Below are 16,399 nucleotides of genomic sequence, written 5' to 3'. Positions count from 1 at the left end.
CTTTGGCTCGATCGGATATGGCACCTATCGCTGCCCGATGATTTCGAAAGTATAATCTCGTCTCACCCCTGCCGGAGGTGGCGGGAAGGGTGCAGCCGCTTTCACCTGGGCAAGGGCGATCTGATCCAACCGCTTTGATCCTGAACTGCGTACTATTCCTACCGCCTGCAATGTCCCGTTCTCAGCTATTCGAAAGGCCACCAACGCGGCACCTCGAATATTGGCGCTCTTTCTCCGGGCGCGGATAATCTTGCGTTTAATCTGTCCGGCGTAGTTGCTGGCGTCGGCATTGCCGGATGCGGTCAGCGCTGACGTGGATGTAACAACCTTTGCCGCGCCTTTCGTGGTTTTCCCGGTGGCGTCGCCTTTTTTCCCCGATTGTTTCGCGTTGCCATGCGCGGTGGCAGTTTGATTGCTTGCCTGTTTCTTCGGTTCCGGCGGCTTGGCATCCTCGGTCGGCGACACCGAAGCAGCATCACCCTGTCTGTTCGGTGTTTCAGCGTCCTGAGGCCTGAGAGGGCTTGGCGCAACAGCGGTCGCGGCCGTAGCGCTGCTCACAACCGGGCTGAGAGTTTGCGGCGACGTTGTGCGCTGCTGCTTGACAGGGCGGGCCTTGGGTTGCAACCGATGAGGTGCTGCCGGTTTCTTGCGCGTGCTGGCCGGTGCTGGTGCATTTGTTCCGGCGACGAAGTCCTTGAATACAGATCCCAGCGCGGCGGCGCTCTCCTCTCCGCCACCTTCGACCTGCACCTGTTCGGCGGTCGAATAATCCAAAAGCGCAAGGCCATGTGTCGCTACGGCCAATGCGACAGAAATCACAACCACCGCGCGGGATTTGGTTATCACCGTAATCCCCTTTCGGTCACGACATAAACCTGACTTGCACCCAACCCGCGCAAGTCAGCGCTGATCTGTTTGAGCGCAACCGCAGGCAAGGATCGATCCGGCACGATCCGAACCGCATCAAGGGGCAGATCAACAGCCGCCCGCTCTACATAGGCCGCAGCATTGGTCAGCTCTGCCCCGCGATATTCAAGTGTGCCATCCGCACGGATAACCAATGCATCAGGTGGCTCGCGCCCCTCCAGATCCATCGTTTCGACAAGCTGAACTGATCCGTTGAGCGGCGGCGTAAGGGTGCCCGCGATCATGAAGAATATAAGCATCAGGAACACGACATTGATCAGCGCGATGGTTGGCTCTCGGCTTTGTCTGGGCTTCGATTTCAACTGCATCAGCCCAAAACCTGAGTGCGCAGGTTTTCGACAGGTGCCAGCACGATGAACAGATCAATCAGCTGCTGAGAGGTTGCCCTCGGACCCAGGCTGATGAGCGCGATTTGGGATTTGGCGTCGAGCAGCATTGGAGCCACCTGCGCCAATGGTACAGGCGCACCATCGACCAGAATTCGGTCTGCATCCAGTTTAATAAACCGGATGGCTTGGTCTGGCTCCGCGCCGCCGACAGAGGCCGTCGAAAACTGAATCTCGGCGAATTTCGAGAATGTGGATGTCAGCATGAAAAACAACAGCAGCAAAAAGATGACATCTATGAGCGATGTCATCGACAGGCGTTTGCGCCGCTTTCTTTGAACCTCAAGCGCCATGTGCCAGTGCCGTAATCGCGGCCCCTGCCGTTTGCTCGGCCTCCTCGGCATGGCCGGGGGCAAATATTGTTCTGAGCGCACGGTTGGTAAAGACGCGTTCTCGGTTCACGCGGGCCTCAAACCAGGTCAGGATCAGTGACGTCGGCATGGCTACGGCCAGCCCCGCTGCTGTTGTCATCAGCGCCACCCAGATGCCCCCAGCCAGCAGCGACGGGTCAACGGCGTTGCCCGCCCCCTGCAGAGTCTGGAAAGCTTCGATCATGCCCAGCACCGTGCCGAACAATCCGAGCAGGGGCGCAAGTTGAGATACGATGTCCAGTACATTGAGGCCCTGTTCCAGCTGAGCAAATTGCGTCTCAGCCTCGGCATCGACCCGCTCGGACAAGGTGCGATCATTCCCGGACAATGCCATTGCGATCACCGGCGCCAGGTAACTACGGCTTTTGTTCAGGTATGTTCTGGCGGCCGTGGGGTCTTCTCGGTCCCATGCGTCGATCGCCCTGGACAATTCGACGTGACGGCCGACCCCCGCCGCTTTGTATTGCCAGATTTTGTAAAAGACCAAGGCGAGGGTCGCGATTGAGGCTGCTATCAGGATCGCCACCACCGGGCCCCCTAATTGCAGGATTTCCATCAGTTTTTGCAGCATTTCGGACATGGCTTTATCCTATCATCTCAGTTTCAAGGCGGCTTTTTAGACTGAGGCCATTCATGCAGGCATCTTTGTTACCGCTCTGGGTCACGCATTCCTGCACGCCGTTGAACAGAATCCGGCTGATCTGGTCACAGGCCATGTCGGTGAATTGAAACTGCCTGACCCGTGGGCGGCCTGCGGGCAGTTCTTCGAAATCCAGCAGGGTAATTAACGCGACCGCACCGTTTTTGCCAAACAGGACGGTTTCATAGACCGCACCGTTGATGTCAACCTCATGCATATTTTCGGCGACAAAGCTGAGCAGACAGTTTTGCCCCCTTGCTTCGGCAGAGCTGAGTTCGATTGATACGCCGCCAGTCTTGGGCACGTCTTCTGCGCTGGCGATCCCTGCCCCCAAGACTGAGAGCAGGGTCGACAGGACAGCGCTGGCTTTGTTTGCTGCCGCACTTCGCATAACGGGTCCTTTCCTTGGGATCAGAAGGTTTTGGCCAGGCCGAGCTTGAAGGTCCGGCCCGTCGAATTGCGGGTCGATAGGTTCGGGCGGTAGTCCTTATCAAGGATGTTCTCGATACCGGCGCGCAGCTCAAAGCCTTCAAACACACCCTCTTGCGGCATGTAGGTCGCACGCAGAGAGTTTACTCCGTATCCCGCGGTCGCGTCCCCGCTCGAGTCCGTTCCGGCCCGGGCACCGAAGATTTCCCAGCTGACGTCCAACGTCTGACCGAACCGCTTGCCCAATGTCAGGCGCGCGGAATCCGACGGCTCATTCCGCCAACGCGAGTCATCGCCGGTGGCGCTGGTTTCCGTACCCGTCACGATGTTCGAGTTGAAATCGACGTAGAACCCACCAGCATTGGCGTAAGAGGCTTCGATTTCGGCGCCTTTTGTTTCCACTTCGGACAGGGGTTGAGACGGGGTGCCAGAGACGTAGGAGGTGATATCCCACAGGGTCGTTTGATAGAAATTGACCTTGGCGCGGATCACGTCGCCCTCGGCAAACACGTCACCGCGATCATAGGAAAAACCAGCTTCCCACGTGCGGGATCTCTCGGGTTGCGTCATGTAAAGCGGCGTGCCCAGATCATCGATGATCGGCAGGCTTTCCGTGTAGGCCGCACCACCAAAGATCGCGAAACCGCTGTTGAACGCGTACCGCGCCGACAACCCGCCCATAAGCGCGTTGTTGTCATAGCTTTCGTTGAACGGGGCCGCGGCGGCGTCATCACCGTCGATGTCCTGCGTCTCATATCGCACCGCGGGGGTAATCGTCAGATTGTCACCGATCTGCACATCGTCCACAGCAAACAGGGCAAATCGACGGTCGGTTCCACCCGGGGCCGATGCCGCGTCCAACCGTTCGCGGTTGATGAATTCAATCCCAGCCCGCAGATCATGCGAGGCGATGCCGGTCTGGAAATACGACGTGTTCTTGATCGTCAGCTTTGTCGTTTCATAGTTATGTGTGGCATCTGCCAGGGCCTGAATGCCGGGGAAGAATGGCGTGCCTTCAAGGCTGGAAGACCCGGAAACATAGCTGCTTTCGATCGCCTGCTCAGAATAGCTGAGGTTCACATCCAGATCGACCAGATCATTTCCAGTGGGTTGATATTGATACCGCAGGATACCGATCTTTGTTTCGATATCACGGTCTACATTACCAAAGGCATCCGACGTGGTGCCAAACGAGTCATAAGGGACGTCGCGCTCTTCAGATGTGGACTGGTTGTAGGATGCGGTGAACGAATGTTCGAGATCGTTGCCGAAACTGTATTTGCCCTTAGCCAGAAGCGACGGCAGCGTGAACGCGCTGTTGCCGATCTCGTCACCATTGCCGTCTTCCTGATCGTCCTGATCCCGATAGGTATAGTTGAACAGGAATTCCGTTTGCGTATTCGGCTGCCACGCAAGGATCGAGGACGAGGCAAAACCGTTGCCGTTCGAATACCCTTCAAAGGTTTGACGGAAACGGAAACCCGGCTCTCCACCGGTGAAATCTGACGCGTCCTTGGTTTCCAGCTGAACGACACCACCAACAACCCCGGACCCATATTCGAATGACCCGACAGTGCCCCGAATGACCGAGACGCTTTTGTAAAGCTGGGGGTCAGTAAAAAGCTGGTTGCCGATCCGATACAGCTCTTCCGCGCCCGTTGTGGCACCATCGACCAGGATCAGAACCTTCTGGTCGGTTCCGAACGTGCCGTTTGCACCATAGCCGCGAATATTGATGCCCGATCCCTGAGGGGTCGAGCCGTTCACCAGGCTTACCCCCGGAACCGAGTCGATCAGCTCTGCAACCGTATTGGCCTGCCGGTCGTTGATCTCTTCCTGATCAATATTTGTGACCGGCACGGCAGTGTCTGTCTGAATCTCTCGTTTGCTTTCCCCAAGTATCAGGGTGCCCAGGAAACCATCGTCTTGTTCTTGCGCCATAGCGCCAGCCGCAATCATGCTGAGGCACGAAGCCGTTCCCAGCAAAGCTATCTTCCGTATTTGCACACGCATCTCTGTCCCTTCGAAACAGTAGGAGGACCTGAAATGCTTGCGCCATGCTGGCTTTGGTCAGTCTGTTTTATTGTTTTTTGGAGCCGCCTTTTTTTGGCGACTTGTGCTCGTTAATAAAGGTTACTAAAACAGTCAACAATAAATCGTCGTCGCATCGCCGACTCTCGCCAGCGGGCACCCGAACAATTCGGCTGCCGGGCCAGCACCTCTGAAAATCAACTCGAAGATGGGAAAACCCATGACGGAACAGGTGCCTAACACCCCGGCTCAAATTCGTGCAGCCTATGCGCAAAACACCGGCAAACGTGACCGCGATCTGGCAGAATCGCTTGGATTGACCGAAGGGCAGTTGGTCGCTGCCTTCGCCGGGAACGACGTTACACGGCTGACGACAAAACTTGATGACCTTTTTCCAAGGCTTAACGGTCTGGGAGAGGTTATGGCTTTGACGCGCAATTCCTCATGCGTGATCGAAAAGGTCGGACAATACGACAATTACCATTCGGGCGCGCATGCCTCGATGGTTCTGACGGATGAGATTGATTTGCGCATGTTTCCCAGCCACTGGGTCCATGCCTTTGCGATCGAACGCAAAACCGACAGCGGTGTGAAACGCTCGCTTCAGGTCTTTGATGCCGCAGGCGATGCGGTGCACAAGATATTCCTGCGCGAAGGATCGGATCTGGACCATTGGGATAAGCTTGTCAGCGCCCTTGCGTCTGAGGACCAATCGCAAACTCTTGATTTAGAACCGCGCCGACCGACCGAAGCGCCCAAGTCCAACCCCGAAAAGACGGAAATCCTACGTGCGGAATGGGCCAAGATGACGGACACCCACCAGTTCATGCGCTTGACCTCAAAGCTCAAGATGAACCGATTGGGGGCCTATCGCATCGCCGGCCAACCGCTCGTCAGGGAACTGACGCCGTCGGTAATATCACCAATGTTCGAACAGGTGTGCGACAAGGAGATTGAGGTGATGATCTTTGTTGGCAATCGTGGATGTATCGAAATTCACGGTGGCCGTATCGGAACGATCAAGCAGATGGGACCCTGGTTCAATGTGCTAGACCCGCGTTTCAATTTGCATCTGAGGACGGACCATATTGCAGAGGTCTGGGCTGTCACCAAACCGACGCAGCGCGGCCCCGCCGTCTCTGTCGAGGCGTTCGATGCCGAAGGTGGGCTGATCTTCCAGATATTCGGTCTGCGCACTGGCGAAACCGACCATCGCCCGGTCTGGGACGCGCTGGTTGCCGAACTTGAACCACAACCCGAGGCCGCGCTGACATGAACAGGATGCGAGTGATCTGGCCTGCCTTGGCTATGCTGCTAAGTACACAGGTCGCGCAGGCTGCGGACGACGAACCAAAGCGGATCATCGCGATCGGCAGTTCCATCACTGAAATCGTCTACGCTCTGGGTCAGCAAGACAGGCTAGTTGGTCGCGACCGAACATCAACCTACCCGACAGAAGCGATGAACCTGCCCGATATCGGATACCGACGCGCGCTGTCGCCCGAAGGCGTTTTGTCGGTAGAACCAGACTTGGTCCTGGCGCTTGAAGGTTCAGGACCACCAGAGGCGATTGCGGTTCTGCAGGAAGCGGGCGTGCAATACGTCACGATCAAGGATGAGTTCTCTCTGGAAGGCGTGGTCGAAAAAATCCAAACCGTTGGGGCCGTGCTGGGCACTGACGTTGCTGCCGAGGGATTGGCAGCGCAAACCATACGCCAGATCAATCAGGCGGAATTGGCGGCTAGTAGTGCCGCAGGATCCAACCCGAAACGGGTTCTGTTTGTTCTGTCGGTGCAGGATAACCGGATCACAGTGGGAGGTGTGGATACCCAAGCAGACAGCATCATTCGATTGGCTGGCGGTGTAAATGCCGCCGCCAAAGTGTCAGGTTACAAGCCAATGACGCCCGAAGCGCTGGTGTCGGCTGCGCCTGATGTCATCCTTATGATGGATCGGCGGGGTGACAATAATACCGAGGATGCCGCGCTCTTTTCACTGCCCGCAGTCAAGCTGACCCCGGCGGGCCAGAACAAGATGCTGATCCGCATGCAGGGTGCATATCTGCTTGGGTTTGGCCCTCGAACCGCCAGTGCCATTTCTGATCTGTCAGCAGCCCTGCAGGCTGAAGGTGGCTCATGACGCTGGCGTTGGATCATATGAGCGCCGAGGCACTTGGGTACAATCGGCGAGCAACCGCACGGCGGGTTACCTTGGCCTTACTGGTATTGCTTGGCCTGACCAGCGCCGCAAGCATTTCAGTCGGTGCTTCGGATGCGTCGTTAAACATGGCGGTGATTGACATAATCAATGGGCGGTCCCTGTCTGACCTGAATCGGATTGTCCTTTGGGACATTCGCTTGCCCCGGCTTGCAATGGGGATACTGGTCGGTGCCGCACTGGCTGTTTCAGGGGTGGTCATGCAAGGGCTTTTCCGAAACCCGTTGGCGGACCCCGGAATTGTCGGCGTCAGCGCGGGTGCAGGTCTGGGCGCAATTTCAGCCATCATCCTTGGCAGCCACTTGCCAGTGTCGGTTTTGGTCTGGACAGGAAACGGGTTAGTGGCCATTGCTGCTTTTCTTGGTGGCTGGGCGTCTGTTCTGATCCTATACCGTGTCTCGACCAGCGGGGGGCAGACATCGGTCGCAACCATGCTACTGGCCGGCATTGCATTAGGTGCCTTATCCGGCGCCGCATCGGGTGTTCTGGTCTACATGGCCGATGATCAGCAATTACGCGACCTGACGTTCTGGGGAATGGGGTCGTTAGCTGGGGCAACCTGGACCAAAATCGCCTCGGCTGCGCCAATCATTTTGGTTGCCCTTGCAAGCACACAATTTCTGGCTCGCGCGCTTAACGGCCTGGCGATGGGAGAGGCGGTGGCCCATCACATGGGCATCCCGGTTCAGCGCAGCAAGAACATCGCCATTCTTGCAGTTTCCGGTGCAACAGGGGCCGCTGTTGCCGTGTCCGGCGGCATCGGATTCATCGGAATTGTGGTCCCCCATTTGCTACGTCTGGCAACGGGGCCGGACCACCACAGGCTTTTGATGAATTCCGCCCTGCTGGGTGCCAGTCTGCTGCTTTGCGCCGACATGATCAGCCGGGTCGTGGTGGCCCCGGCGGAACTGCCAATCGGGATCGTCACGGCAATTCTCGGCGCACCGGTCTTTCTTTGGATCCTCCTGCGCCGCCACGGCATTATGGGAATGTAAATCATGCAAGGTAAGAACATCTGCGTCAGCCTGGGCCGAAAGGACATCTTGCACGACGTGAATTTCAAGGCCGATCCCGGTCAGGTCACCGCAATCATCGGGCCCAACGGATCGGGCAAGTCGACCTTACTAAAGGCATTGGCCGGAGAGATTGCCTCGACCGGAACCATCACCCTGAATGGCCACGACATCTCAGAGTTAAAGCCCTGGCAACTGGCCGCAAAACGGGGCGTGCTGCCACAATCGACCAGCGTGGCCTTTCCTTTCAAAGTGCACGAGATTGTCAGACTGGGGCTGGCAAACGGGTTGGCCGCACAAGATGACAGTTCGGTCACTACCGCCCTGGCACATGTCGACTTAGCCGGGTTCGAGCAGAGGTCTTACCAGACCCTGTCCGGGGGTGAGCAGCAGCGTATACAGTTAGCCCGTGTTTTGACGCAGGTCTGGCAGGCACAACGGGCCGATCATCCCAGTTGGCTTTTACTGGACGAACCGGTTGCCAGCCTGGATATCGCGCATCAATTTACGGTCCTTGGTATCGCAAGCGATTTTGCCGCCCAAGGTGGAGGTGTGGTGGTGGTGATGCACGATCTGAACCTCACCGCGCTATTTGCGGACTGTGTTTACGTGATGTCACAGGGCACTGTCTGGGGCTCTGGCACACCTTCAAATACCCTCACCGATGACCTGATGCAGCAAGTTTACGGCATCAACCTACCGATCGGCATGGTGCCGACCGGCCCGCTTCCTTTTGTACTGCCTCAGGCAATGCACAAATGCATTGAGGCTTGATGTAGTGCAAACAGATACGTTGCCTCAGACAGCGCGGGTCAATCCCCCGTCAACGCGCAAGTTTTGACCCGTCATATAGCCACCGCCTTCAGACGCCAGCCATGAGACAAGCGAAGAGACCTCCGCAGCATGACCGTAACGCCCCATCGGAATCCGGGCTTTGCGGTCTTCTGTTTCGGGCAGGCTGTCGATGAAACCCGGCAGGATGTTATTCATGCGAATATTCTCTGCGGCATATTTATCAGAATAGAGTTTGGCAAAGGCGGCCAATCCTGCCCGGAAGACGCCTGATGTTGGAAACAGCGGATCGGGCTCGAACGCCGCGAAAGTAGAGATGTTGATAATCACCCCCCTGCCCTGTTGCTGCATCAAGGGTGTCACCAGCCGTGTTGGGCGGATCACATTCATCAAATAGACCTCCATCCCTTGATGCCAGTCATCGTCACCGATCTCTAATACGGGCCCTTTCGGGCCATGACCGGCGGAATTGACCAAGACATCGACGCGGCCCCAACGCTCCGTCGCGCCCGTGACCAAAGCAGTCAGATCGTCACCACTGAGGTTAGAACCAGTGACGCCAAAACCACCCAGCTCGGCGCCGAGTGCTTCGCCTTTACCCGAAGAAGAGAGGATGCCGACTTTGAAGCCATCTTTGGCAAGCCGGCGCGCCGCGTCAGCCCCCATGCCACTCCCGCCCGCGGTAATCAAAGCTACTTTTTCTACTGCCATCTGACGATTCCCCTTATGTATTCTGCGAAAATATCCTGTTTCGATGGGTCATTCGATTGAGATTTGATGTTTCATTACAGTAGAAATACTATTGTCTCATGGCTGATCTTCCTCCCCTCAACGGTTTACGGGCATTCGAAGTCTCTGGGCGCCGCCTCAGTTTCCGCGCCGCTGCCGATGAGTTGGGCGTAACACAAGGGGCGGTGGCGCAGCAGGTGCGACTGCTGGAAGCTCACCTAGAAGTCACATTGTTCGAAAGGGTGCCCAAAGGATTGGAGTTCACCTCGGTTGGCCGTAGCTATCACGCACGTATATCGGTTGCCTTTGCGAGCCTTAGATCTGCAACCGCCGAGCTAAAGCCGGAACCGGACAAGGTTATAATAAGCGTCACCCCGACTTTTGCTGCCAGATGGTTGATCCCGAATCTGCCGGACTTTGCAGAGAGCCATCCGGAAATCGACTTGCGGATCATGGCCACTGAAAAAGTCTCCAGCTTTCACAGCGACGGGATCGACCTTGCCGTCCGGCAGGGATCGCCGCCGTTTGGCGCCGCGCTTCGGGCGGCGCTTATTTTCAGACAAGAGGTGATTGCCGTAGCCGCACCCGAGTTTATCAGCGACGCATTCGATTCGTTAACACCAGATGACCTTGCACACCTGCCCAAAATTCATGACACGCATGACCTTTGGCCGCGATACCTTGCAGACCTAGGGGTTCGTGACAAATCGCAACGCGGCCTTCGATTAAGCCAGACAGCGCTTGCGGTTGACGCTGCCATCGCGCGACAGGGTGTGGCCCTTGTCAGCCGTTTCATGGTTTCCCGAGATCTTGAGGCAGGACGCCTGGTAGAGGTTGGTGCGGCAAGAGACATCGGTGGTAGCGATTTTTACCTCCTCATAGAGCGTTCGGCCGCAAACCAACACGCGGTGATGCAAGTCGTAAACTGGCTAAAATCGCGGTCGGCAAAAGAAACGTGATCGGCTTTCGATTCCTGCAAAGCGCACGCATGCGCGTCTGAAATGGATGGTTGCTTAGGTTTCCCAACGCTTCCCAATTCAGGGTCTTTGCACTCTCGAACCTGCGGGCAAACACCTCGGGCCGCTGGCGTAGTCGAACACAGCGTCCAGGGCAAAATAATTCGTAGCGGCATCCGGATTGTTTGCGTTAGAGGCGTTACCGACGGCATTCACATTTGTTCAGTTGCTTCAGGTCAGTTTCGTCCGACCAACCTGAGCAAGTGCACTGGACAACTCTTCGCTGAGGATATTCCACAGTCTATGCAAACCTTCTTCGCCGGCCGCGGCGATGGCAAATTGCAATACGCGGCCAAAAAACACGTAATTTGCACTCTGATCGAGGGCTTTCAGAACGTCTTCGCCAGATCGTAAGCCACTGTCGTAGAATAGCGGAAAATCCGCACCAACGCTGTCTCGTATCCGGCCCAGCGCGTGAACGGCAGCGGGTGCGCTTTCAAGTTGCCGTGCGCCATGATTTGACACTTGAATGGCGTCAACGCCTTCGGATTTCAGCTGCAGCGCATCCTCGGCGTTGGTCACGCCTTTTACTACCAGGTTGCCCTGCCACAAATCGCGCAGAGCCTTCAATGTTGTCCAAGTCGCCCTCGCGCGGCTTTCGGTGCGGTCGAATTCAAAGCCCGGCATCTCGAAATTTGCCACCTGCGGACGACCTGCGGCAAGTGACATAAGCGACCATTGCGGGTGCAGGGCAAAGTCCAGAAATTGGCGGGGTCCGATACGGAATGGCATGGTAAAACCATGGCGCAACTCACGCGGTCGGCGACCAACCTCGGGCACGTCGACGGTTACGATCAGGGTTTCGTATCCGGCATCTTGCGCCCGCTTTGCCAGCTTGAACGACCCCGTTCCGTCCCCGCTGAAATAAAGCTGGAACCACGCGTGCCCTTCGGCAACCTCGATCATTTTTTCCAGCGGGGTTGAGGCCACGGTCGAGACCCCCAAAGGCACGGATTCGCGCGCGGCCAACCGCGCTAGCATCAGATCGGCACCAGGTCTGGACAGGTTGCACATCCCCATCGGCGCAATGCCAAAGGGCCGCTTGGCAATCTTGCCAAACAGCGGCATGTCCAAAGACCGATGGCTGACATCTTTCAGTATCCGGGGTTCAAGGCAAATGCTATCCAGAGCAGCGCGGTTACGCGCAGCCCCCGTTTCTGACCCTGCGGCCCCATCGATATAGTCAAACACCATCCAAGGCAGACGTGCCTTGGCCAAACGCCGCGCATCCTCACTGGAATGAATTCGCGCGGCGCGGTTCATCAACCAGCCACCGCTTTCATAAAGCGATCCTTGATGATCACCGGGTCCATCGTGATGACCGGCATCTTGGCATTTCCACTGTCGCACTTCACGATCATGACGGTGCCAACCTGCGCGTCCATCGCCTCTTGCAATGCTTTCCCGGTATCAACATCCTGCACTTCAACGACATTGTCACATCCGGCCGCACGCGCCATGCCCGCCAAGTCGGTCTTGCGCCCGGTATAGGTCGGCTGATCACCGGTTGATCCATATGATCCATTGTCGATGATCATCAGGATAAAGTTCGGAGGCATATTGTTCCCGATGGTCGGTAAAGTGCCCAGATTGGTCAACACCGACCCGTCGCCATCAATGGAGATCACGGTTTTAGGCTGCGCCAGCGCCAAACCCAGCCCGATGGACGAGGCAAGGCCCATCGTGCCCAGCATGTAGAAATTCGTTGGTTGATCGTCGATGGCATGCAGTTCTTGGCTGGGGATGCCAATGTTGCAGACCACTAGTTGATCACGAAGTTGAGGTGCAATTTCCTTGAGGATTTCAGAACGGATCATTGGTCGCCATAGCCTCCCCAGAAATTGGCATCGGTCAGGATTGCCACGGGTTTGTTGCACATAAAGGTATACTTCAGGATCATATCCAGCTCTTCCACATCCTTCTGGTGATGGAAGTGGTAGGTGGGGATATTCATCTGCGCCAGCAGCGCCTTGGTATGCACCGCCATTTCCACCTGGCAAGCCACAGGTTCGCGGAGCTCTCCGCGGTAGCTGATCAACATCGGCAGAGGCATCCGGTAATACTGGATCAACGTCGCAAGAGTGTTGATCGTCACCCCAATGGCTGTGTTCTGCATGATGATCGCAGGGCGTTTTCCACCCATCCACGCACCGGCACACAGGCCCATGCCCTCGTCTTCCTTGTTCGACGGAATATGGAAGATATCGGGGTGTTGGTCTATTTCCTCGATAACGCCCGCAAGCTGTTTGCAGGGCACCGTCGTCACGAATGAGATGTCATTCGCGACAAGATCATCGGTGATCTTCTTGTCTATGTTCATGTTGCAGAAGGGCCTTTCTTGAAAGGAGAGGAGAGCGTCATCAAGAGGACGCGCGATGCACATGGACGGCACAGCCTGCGTGCCGCACGACGCGAGCAGCTGTGGAGCCCAGGAAATAATCTCTCAGACCAGGTTTGTGGGATCCAAGCACGATGCAGTCGATGCCATGCGCCTCGGAATAGTCGATGATAGTGCGGGCCGAATGTCCATTTACAATCACAGGCGTGACACCGGGATGTCCAGACAATTTGCCCTCAAGATCAGCACGCGCTTTTTCAAACCCGGCGGCAACCATCTCTTCGTCCAGATATGCACTGACAGAGCCTTGGGGCGCCTCATGAACGTGAAGGGCGAAGATCTGGGCATCCTTTGCACGCAGCGCGTTGGCTATCTCAAGTGTATGAGTCGACACGCCATGGTCCAGCGCCATCGGGACGAGGATTTTATGGTACATGAAGTGTCTCCATTTAGTTGGTGATCATAAGTGTCAGGCCCACGGGTCGAGGATGATCTTGGGGGCTGCAACCACTCCCGATCGTAGATCGGCAAATGCCTGCGGTCCATCATTCAGGCTGCGATGTTCTGCCCAGTCTAGCGGGCCAAGCGCACCATCGAAAAGCGCGGTGCAGGTATCCCGGAAGTCCTCCGGTGTGTAGGTATAGGTTCCAATGAACGTCACCTCTTGCAAGGTCATCCGCCGGATATCGAGGCCACCCGTGTCTTCGCCCAGGCCGATGTGGACAATGACACCCCCCGGTTCAGCCATGGCAGAAGCTGCCGCGCGTGTTGCCGCGTATCCGACGGCGTCGACCACGATGCCGTACTGCCCTGCCCCTGCGGGTACAGATTTCACTAGGCATTGATCTTCCAGGAATGTGCGTCGCTTGTCGCTTGGTTCAGCAACAGTTACGTCATCGACCCCCTGCGCCTTGAGGGCAAGGGCCGCGGCAAGACCAATAGCCCCGCCCCCCAGTACAAGCGCGGTGCGGCTGGCACCCGGATCAAGCGCCGTCAGCCCCAACCGTATGGAATGCCAACTGACGGCCAGAGGTTCGGCCAGTGCAGCCTTTTGCAACGGAACATGATCCGGCACCACGATAAGATTGCTGCCTTGCATTGCCACATATTGAGCAAAGGCCCCTTCGCGCGGCGGCATGGAGATGATCATACGGTCCGGGCACAGGTTATCTCGGCCCGTCCGACATGCGGGACAAGTGCCACAGCTGACCATCGGATTGATCGTGACCCGTTCGCCGTCACGCGCGCCGCCCTCAATCACACCCGCAGCCTCATGGCCCAGAATCAAGGGCGCAGGACGCCTGTCGTCATGGCCGAGGTAGGCGTGCATGTCCGACCCGCAGATGCCCGAGGCCTCGATACGAACCAGCGACTGGCCCTGGCCGACCGTCGGGTTGGGGACTTCGCGCACACCAAGCGTTTCGACACCTTCGTAGACCAACGCTTTCATTTTGCTGTGAACCCTCCGTCGACCATCAAGGTTTGACCGGTCACGTAACCGGACGCGTCCGAGCAGAGAAACAGCATGGGGCCGTCCATGTCTTCCAAACGGCCATTGCGTCCGATGCAGGTCTGGACGGCATTGCGCGTGACTCGGTTCGGATCGGCAAAGACGGCCTCGGTCAGTTCTGTCGGAAAAAACCCAGGCCCAATCGCATTGGCTGTGATGCCATAGGTCGACCACGCCTCGGCCATAGCGCGGGTCAGTTGGGCAATGCCCGCCTTGGTCGTCCCATAGGCGATGCCACCGGGAAAAGCGCGCGTGGTTTGGAGCGATGCAAAATTCACGATCCGCCCCCACCCCTTGGCCTTCATCGCGGGCACCAACGCCTGGCTCAGAAAAAACGGAGCCGAGATGTTCAGCGCCACGGTCTGATCCCAACCTTCTGGTGTCACGTCATCCGCCGTCTGACGGATGTTGATGCCAGCGGCGTGCACAATGATGTCTGGCGCTCCGAACGGTGCGCTGACCGCTTCTACCAAGTGTGGGAGTGCATCACGGTCGGCGACATCCGCTGCAACATAGTCCACATCTTCGCCGACCTCGTTTTGCAAGCGCTGCAGGGCGTCCTCGCGCCGGGCTACGCCCACCACGCGGGCCCCGGCACTTGCCAGTGCGATGACCGCACGCCGCCCGAGGCCGGAGCTGGCGCCGGTTACACAGGCCACGCGGCCAGTCAGGTCAAACAGAGATCTTGGATCAGCCATTTGCGGTCAGGTCGAACGCTTCATCCGGGAAATACTTGGCCAGACGAACATCCGCAGCACGGGCGTGCCCCTCCATCCCTTCAAGGCGGGAAATGCGCGCGGTAGCTTCGGCAACCTGCTTGGCACCCTCGCGCGTTGCACGCTGCCATGTGACAATCTTCATGTATTTGTGGACTGACAAACCGCCAGTATAGTTGGCGGCCCCTGACGTTGGCAGCACATGATTGGTACCCGTCGCTTTGTCGCCATAGGAAACGGTTGTCTCTTCCCCAAGGAACAGCGAGCCGTAACAGGTGAGCCGATCAAGCCACCAATCCAGATCTTCGGCCTGTACCGTCAGATGTTCGGGCGCGTAATCATCGGAGCACGCGGCCATTTCCTCGCGGTCTGGACATACGATCACTTCGGCATAGTCGCGCCAGGCGGCAAAGGCGTTGTCGCGGTTCACTTCGGGCAGATCATCGATCAGGGCAGGCACAAGCTCCATCACCTTTTCGGCCAACACCCGGTCATCTGTGACCAGCCAAACAGGCGAATTATAGCCATGCTCGGCCTGGCTGACCAAATCCGTTGCCACGATATGTGGATCAGCGGTCGCATCTGCCAGGATCAAACTGTCCGTTGGGCCCGCGATCATGTCGATCCCTACGCGGCCAAAGAGAATACGCTTGGCTTCTGCGACAAACTGATTGCCCGGCCCCACAAGGATGTTGGCCTTGGGCAGGCCAAACAGTCCGAACGTCATTGCGGCCACGCCCTGAACGCCACCCAGCGCCATGATCTTGTCCGCACCACACAGGTGCGCCGCATAGATGATGGCCGGAGCAACACCCACACCCGGACGGGGGGGCGAGCAAGCGGTGATGTGACCACAGCCTGCAACTTTGGCCGTTGTCACCGTCATGATGGCTGACGCAATGTGGCTATAGCGACCACCGGGCACATAACAGCCCGCCGCATCAACCGGGATCGCCTTTTGCCCCGCAACCATGCCCGGTACGATCTCAACCTCGACATCGGATACCGTGGCCTTTTGCGCCTCGGCAAACCGTTTGACGTTGTCATGTGCAAACCGGATGTCCGCTTTCAGCTTTTCCGGCACGAGCGCGGCTGCAGCCTCGATTTCCTCGGCGGTCAATAGGACATTGCCATCGTAACGGTCGAACTTGGCTGCGTATTCCAGAGCCTTTGCATCTCCGCCCGTTTCGATATCAGCCAGAATTGTCCTGACCGTCTCGTGGACTTCGGAAGCATCCGATTTAGCGGTTAGGGTCGCTTTTTTCAGGTATTCACGTTTCATCT

19 protein-coding genes are annotated in these 16,399 nt (G+C 57.3%); 5 read left to right on the top strand and 14 right to left on the bottom strand.

The window, feature by feature from the left end; all coding sequences use genetic code 11:
- Positions 1 to 24 precede the first annotated feature (24 nt).
- From AC2FIM_RS13850 to AC2FIM_RS13825, 6 genes are read right to left on the bottom strand one after another with little or no spacing between them, the layout of a single operon-like run.
- Positions 25 to 846, bottom strand: coding sequence for an energy transducer TonB (locus AC2FIM_RS13850; RefSeq protein ID WP_271949964.1), 822 nt, complete (start codon positions 844 to 846; stop codon positions 25 to 27).
- Positions 843 to 1,235 (bottom strand): ExbD/TolR family protein, encoded by a 393-nt coding sequence (locus tag AC2FIM_RS13845; RefSeq protein WP_271949962.1) that lies wholly within the window; start codon positions 1,233 to 1,235, stop codon positions 843 to 845. The genes AC2FIM_RS13850 and AC2FIM_RS13845 overlap by 4 nt, the downstream gene beginning before the upstream one ends.
- A complete protein-coding gene (locus AC2FIM_RS13840) occupies positions 1,235 to 1,564 on the bottom strand; it encodes a biopolymer transporter ExbD (protein ID WP_416383927.1) in 330 nt (109 codons plus the stop codon). Before AC2FIM_RS13840 ends, AC2FIM_RS13845 begins: the two co-directional genes overlap by 1 nt.
- A gap of 31 nt (positions 1,565 to 1,595) precedes the next feature.
- Complete coding sequence (locus tag AC2FIM_RS13835) at positions 1,596 to 2,264, bottom strand: MotA/TolQ/ExbB proton channel family protein (protein ID WP_271949958.1); 669 nt, start codon at positions 2,262 to 2,264, stop codon at positions 1,596 to 1,598.
- A 4-nt stretch (positions 2,265 to 2,268) separates the two neighbouring features.
- The gene (locus AC2FIM_RS13830; RefSeq protein ID WP_142637733.1) at positions 2,269 to 2,715 is read right to left on the bottom strand and encodes a hypothetical protein; all 447 of its coding nucleotides are present in this window, start codon (positions 2,713 to 2,715) and stop codon (positions 2,269 to 2,271) included.
- Between the two features lie 20 nt (positions 2,716 to 2,735).
- Positions 2,736 to 4,766, bottom strand: a complete 2,031-nt coding sequence (locus AC2FIM_RS13825; RefSeq protein ID WP_496678024.1) for a TonB-dependent receptor domain-containing protein — start codon at positions 4,764 to 4,766, stop codon at positions 2,736 to 2,738.
- Between the two features lie 238 nt (positions 4,767 to 5,004).
- Between AC2FIM_RS13825 and AC2FIM_RS13820 the strand changes: the two genes are divergently transcribed.
- Genes AC2FIM_RS13820 through AC2FIM_RS13805 form a run of 4 tightly spaced genes read left to right on the top strand, consistent with a single transcriptional unit; the run spans position 5,005 to position 8,788 of the window.
- Positions 5,005 to 6,060: a hemin-degrading factor gene (locus tag AC2FIM_RS13820; protein WP_496678028.1), complete on the top strand. Its 1,056-nt coding sequence runs from the start codon at positions 5,005 to 5,007 to the stop codon at positions 6,058 to 6,060.
- Positions 6,057 to 6,923: a heme/hemin ABC transporter substrate-binding protein gene (locus AC2FIM_RS13815; RefSeq protein WP_496678030.1), complete on the top strand. Its 867-nt coding sequence runs from the start codon at positions 6,057 to 6,059 to the stop codon at positions 6,921 to 6,923. Before AC2FIM_RS13820 ends, AC2FIM_RS13815 begins: the two co-directional genes overlap by 4 nt.
- Positions 6,920 to 7,996: a FecCD family ABC transporter permease gene (locus AC2FIM_RS13810; RefSeq protein WP_271949951.1), complete on the top strand. Its 1,077-nt coding sequence runs from the start codon at positions 6,920 to 6,922 to the stop codon at positions 7,994 to 7,996. Before AC2FIM_RS13815 ends, AC2FIM_RS13810 begins: the two co-directional genes overlap by 4 nt.
- 3 nt (positions 7,997 to 7,999) lie before the next feature.
- Complete coding sequence (locus tag AC2FIM_RS13805) at positions 8,000 to 8,788, top strand: heme ABC transporter ATP-binding protein (protein ID WP_271949949.1); 789 nt, start codon at positions 8,000 to 8,002, stop codon at positions 8,786 to 8,788.
- Positions 8,789 to 8,812: 24 nt separating this feature from the next.
- On the opposite strand, the gene AC2FIM_RS13800 is transcribed toward AC2FIM_RS13805, so the two are convergent.
- The gene (locus AC2FIM_RS13800; protein WP_142637939.1) at positions 8,813 to 9,517 is read right to left on the bottom strand and encodes an SDR family oxidoreductase; all 705 of its coding nucleotides are present in this window, start codon (positions 9,515 to 9,517) and stop codon (positions 8,813 to 8,815) included.
- A gap of 98 nt (positions 9,518 to 9,615) precedes the next feature.
- Between AC2FIM_RS13800 and AC2FIM_RS13795 the strand changes: the two genes are divergently transcribed.
- On the top strand, positions 9,616 to 10,494 hold the full coding sequence (locus AC2FIM_RS13795; RefSeq protein ID WP_271949944.1) for a LysR substrate-binding domain-containing protein: 879 nt from the start codon (positions 9,616 to 9,618) through the stop codon (positions 10,492 to 10,494).
- Positions 10,495 to 10,722: 228 nt separating this feature from the next.
- Here the strand turns inward: AC2FIM_RS13795 and AC2FIM_RS13790 are convergent, their stop codons facing one another.
- Genes AC2FIM_RS13790 through hisD form a run of 7 tightly spaced genes read right to left on the bottom strand, consistent with a single transcriptional unit; the run spans position 10,723 to position 16,397 of the window.
- Positions 10,723 to 11,814, bottom strand: coding sequence for an alpha-hydroxy acid oxidase (locus tag AC2FIM_RS13790; protein ID WP_271949942.1), 1,092 nt, complete (start codon positions 11,812 to 11,814; stop codon positions 10,723 to 10,725).
- The gene (gene comE / locus AC2FIM_RS13785) at positions 11,814 to 12,368 is read right to left on the bottom strand and encodes a sulfopyruvate decarboxylase subunit beta (RefSeq protein WP_142637717.1); all 555 of its coding nucleotides are present in this window, start codon (positions 12,366 to 12,368) and stop codon (positions 11,814 to 11,816) included. The genes AC2FIM_RS13790 and comE overlap by 1 nt, the downstream gene beginning before the upstream one ends.
- Positions 12,365 to 12,871, bottom strand: coding sequence for a sulfopyruvate decarboxylase subunit alpha (gene comD / locus AC2FIM_RS13780; RefSeq protein ID WP_142637714.1), 507 nt, complete (start codon positions 12,869 to 12,871; stop codon positions 12,365 to 12,367). The genes comE and comD overlap by 4 nt, the downstream gene beginning before the upstream one ends.
- A 40-nt stretch (positions 12,872 to 12,911) precedes the next feature.
- Positions 12,912 to 13,325 carry a universal stress protein gene (locus AC2FIM_RS13775; protein WP_271949938.1) on the bottom strand — a complete coding sequence of 138 codons (414 nt, stop codon included), beginning with the start codon at positions 13,323 to 13,325 and terminating at the stop codon, positions 12,912 to 12,914.
- A 33-nt stretch (positions 13,326 to 13,358) separates the two neighbouring features.
- Positions 13,359 to 14,339: a zinc-dependent alcohol dehydrogenase gene (locus AC2FIM_RS13770; protein WP_271949935.1), complete on the bottom strand. Its 981-nt coding sequence runs from the start codon at positions 14,337 to 14,339 to the stop codon at positions 13,359 to 13,361.
- Entirely contained in the window at positions 14,336 to 15,097 is a 762-nt protein-coding gene (locus AC2FIM_RS13765; protein WP_271949933.1) for an SDR family NAD(P)-dependent oxidoreductase, read from the bottom strand. The genes AC2FIM_RS13770 and AC2FIM_RS13765 overlap by 4 nt, the downstream gene beginning before the upstream one ends.
- On the bottom strand, positions 15,090 to 16,397 hold the full coding sequence (gene hisD / locus AC2FIM_RS13760) for a histidinol dehydrogenase (RefSeq protein WP_271949931.1): 1,308 nt from the start codon (positions 16,395 to 16,397) through the stop codon (positions 15,090 to 15,092). The genes AC2FIM_RS13765 and hisD overlap by 8 nt, the downstream gene beginning before the upstream one ends.
- Positions 16,398 to 16,399: the final 2 nt, after the last annotated feature.

The sequence above is a fragment of the Ruegeria sp. CDSC052 genome (assembly GCF_059610685.1).
The sequence above is the reverse complement of the archived record's forward strand: the minus strand, read 5'-3'. Positions and strand labels throughout refer to the sequence as shown.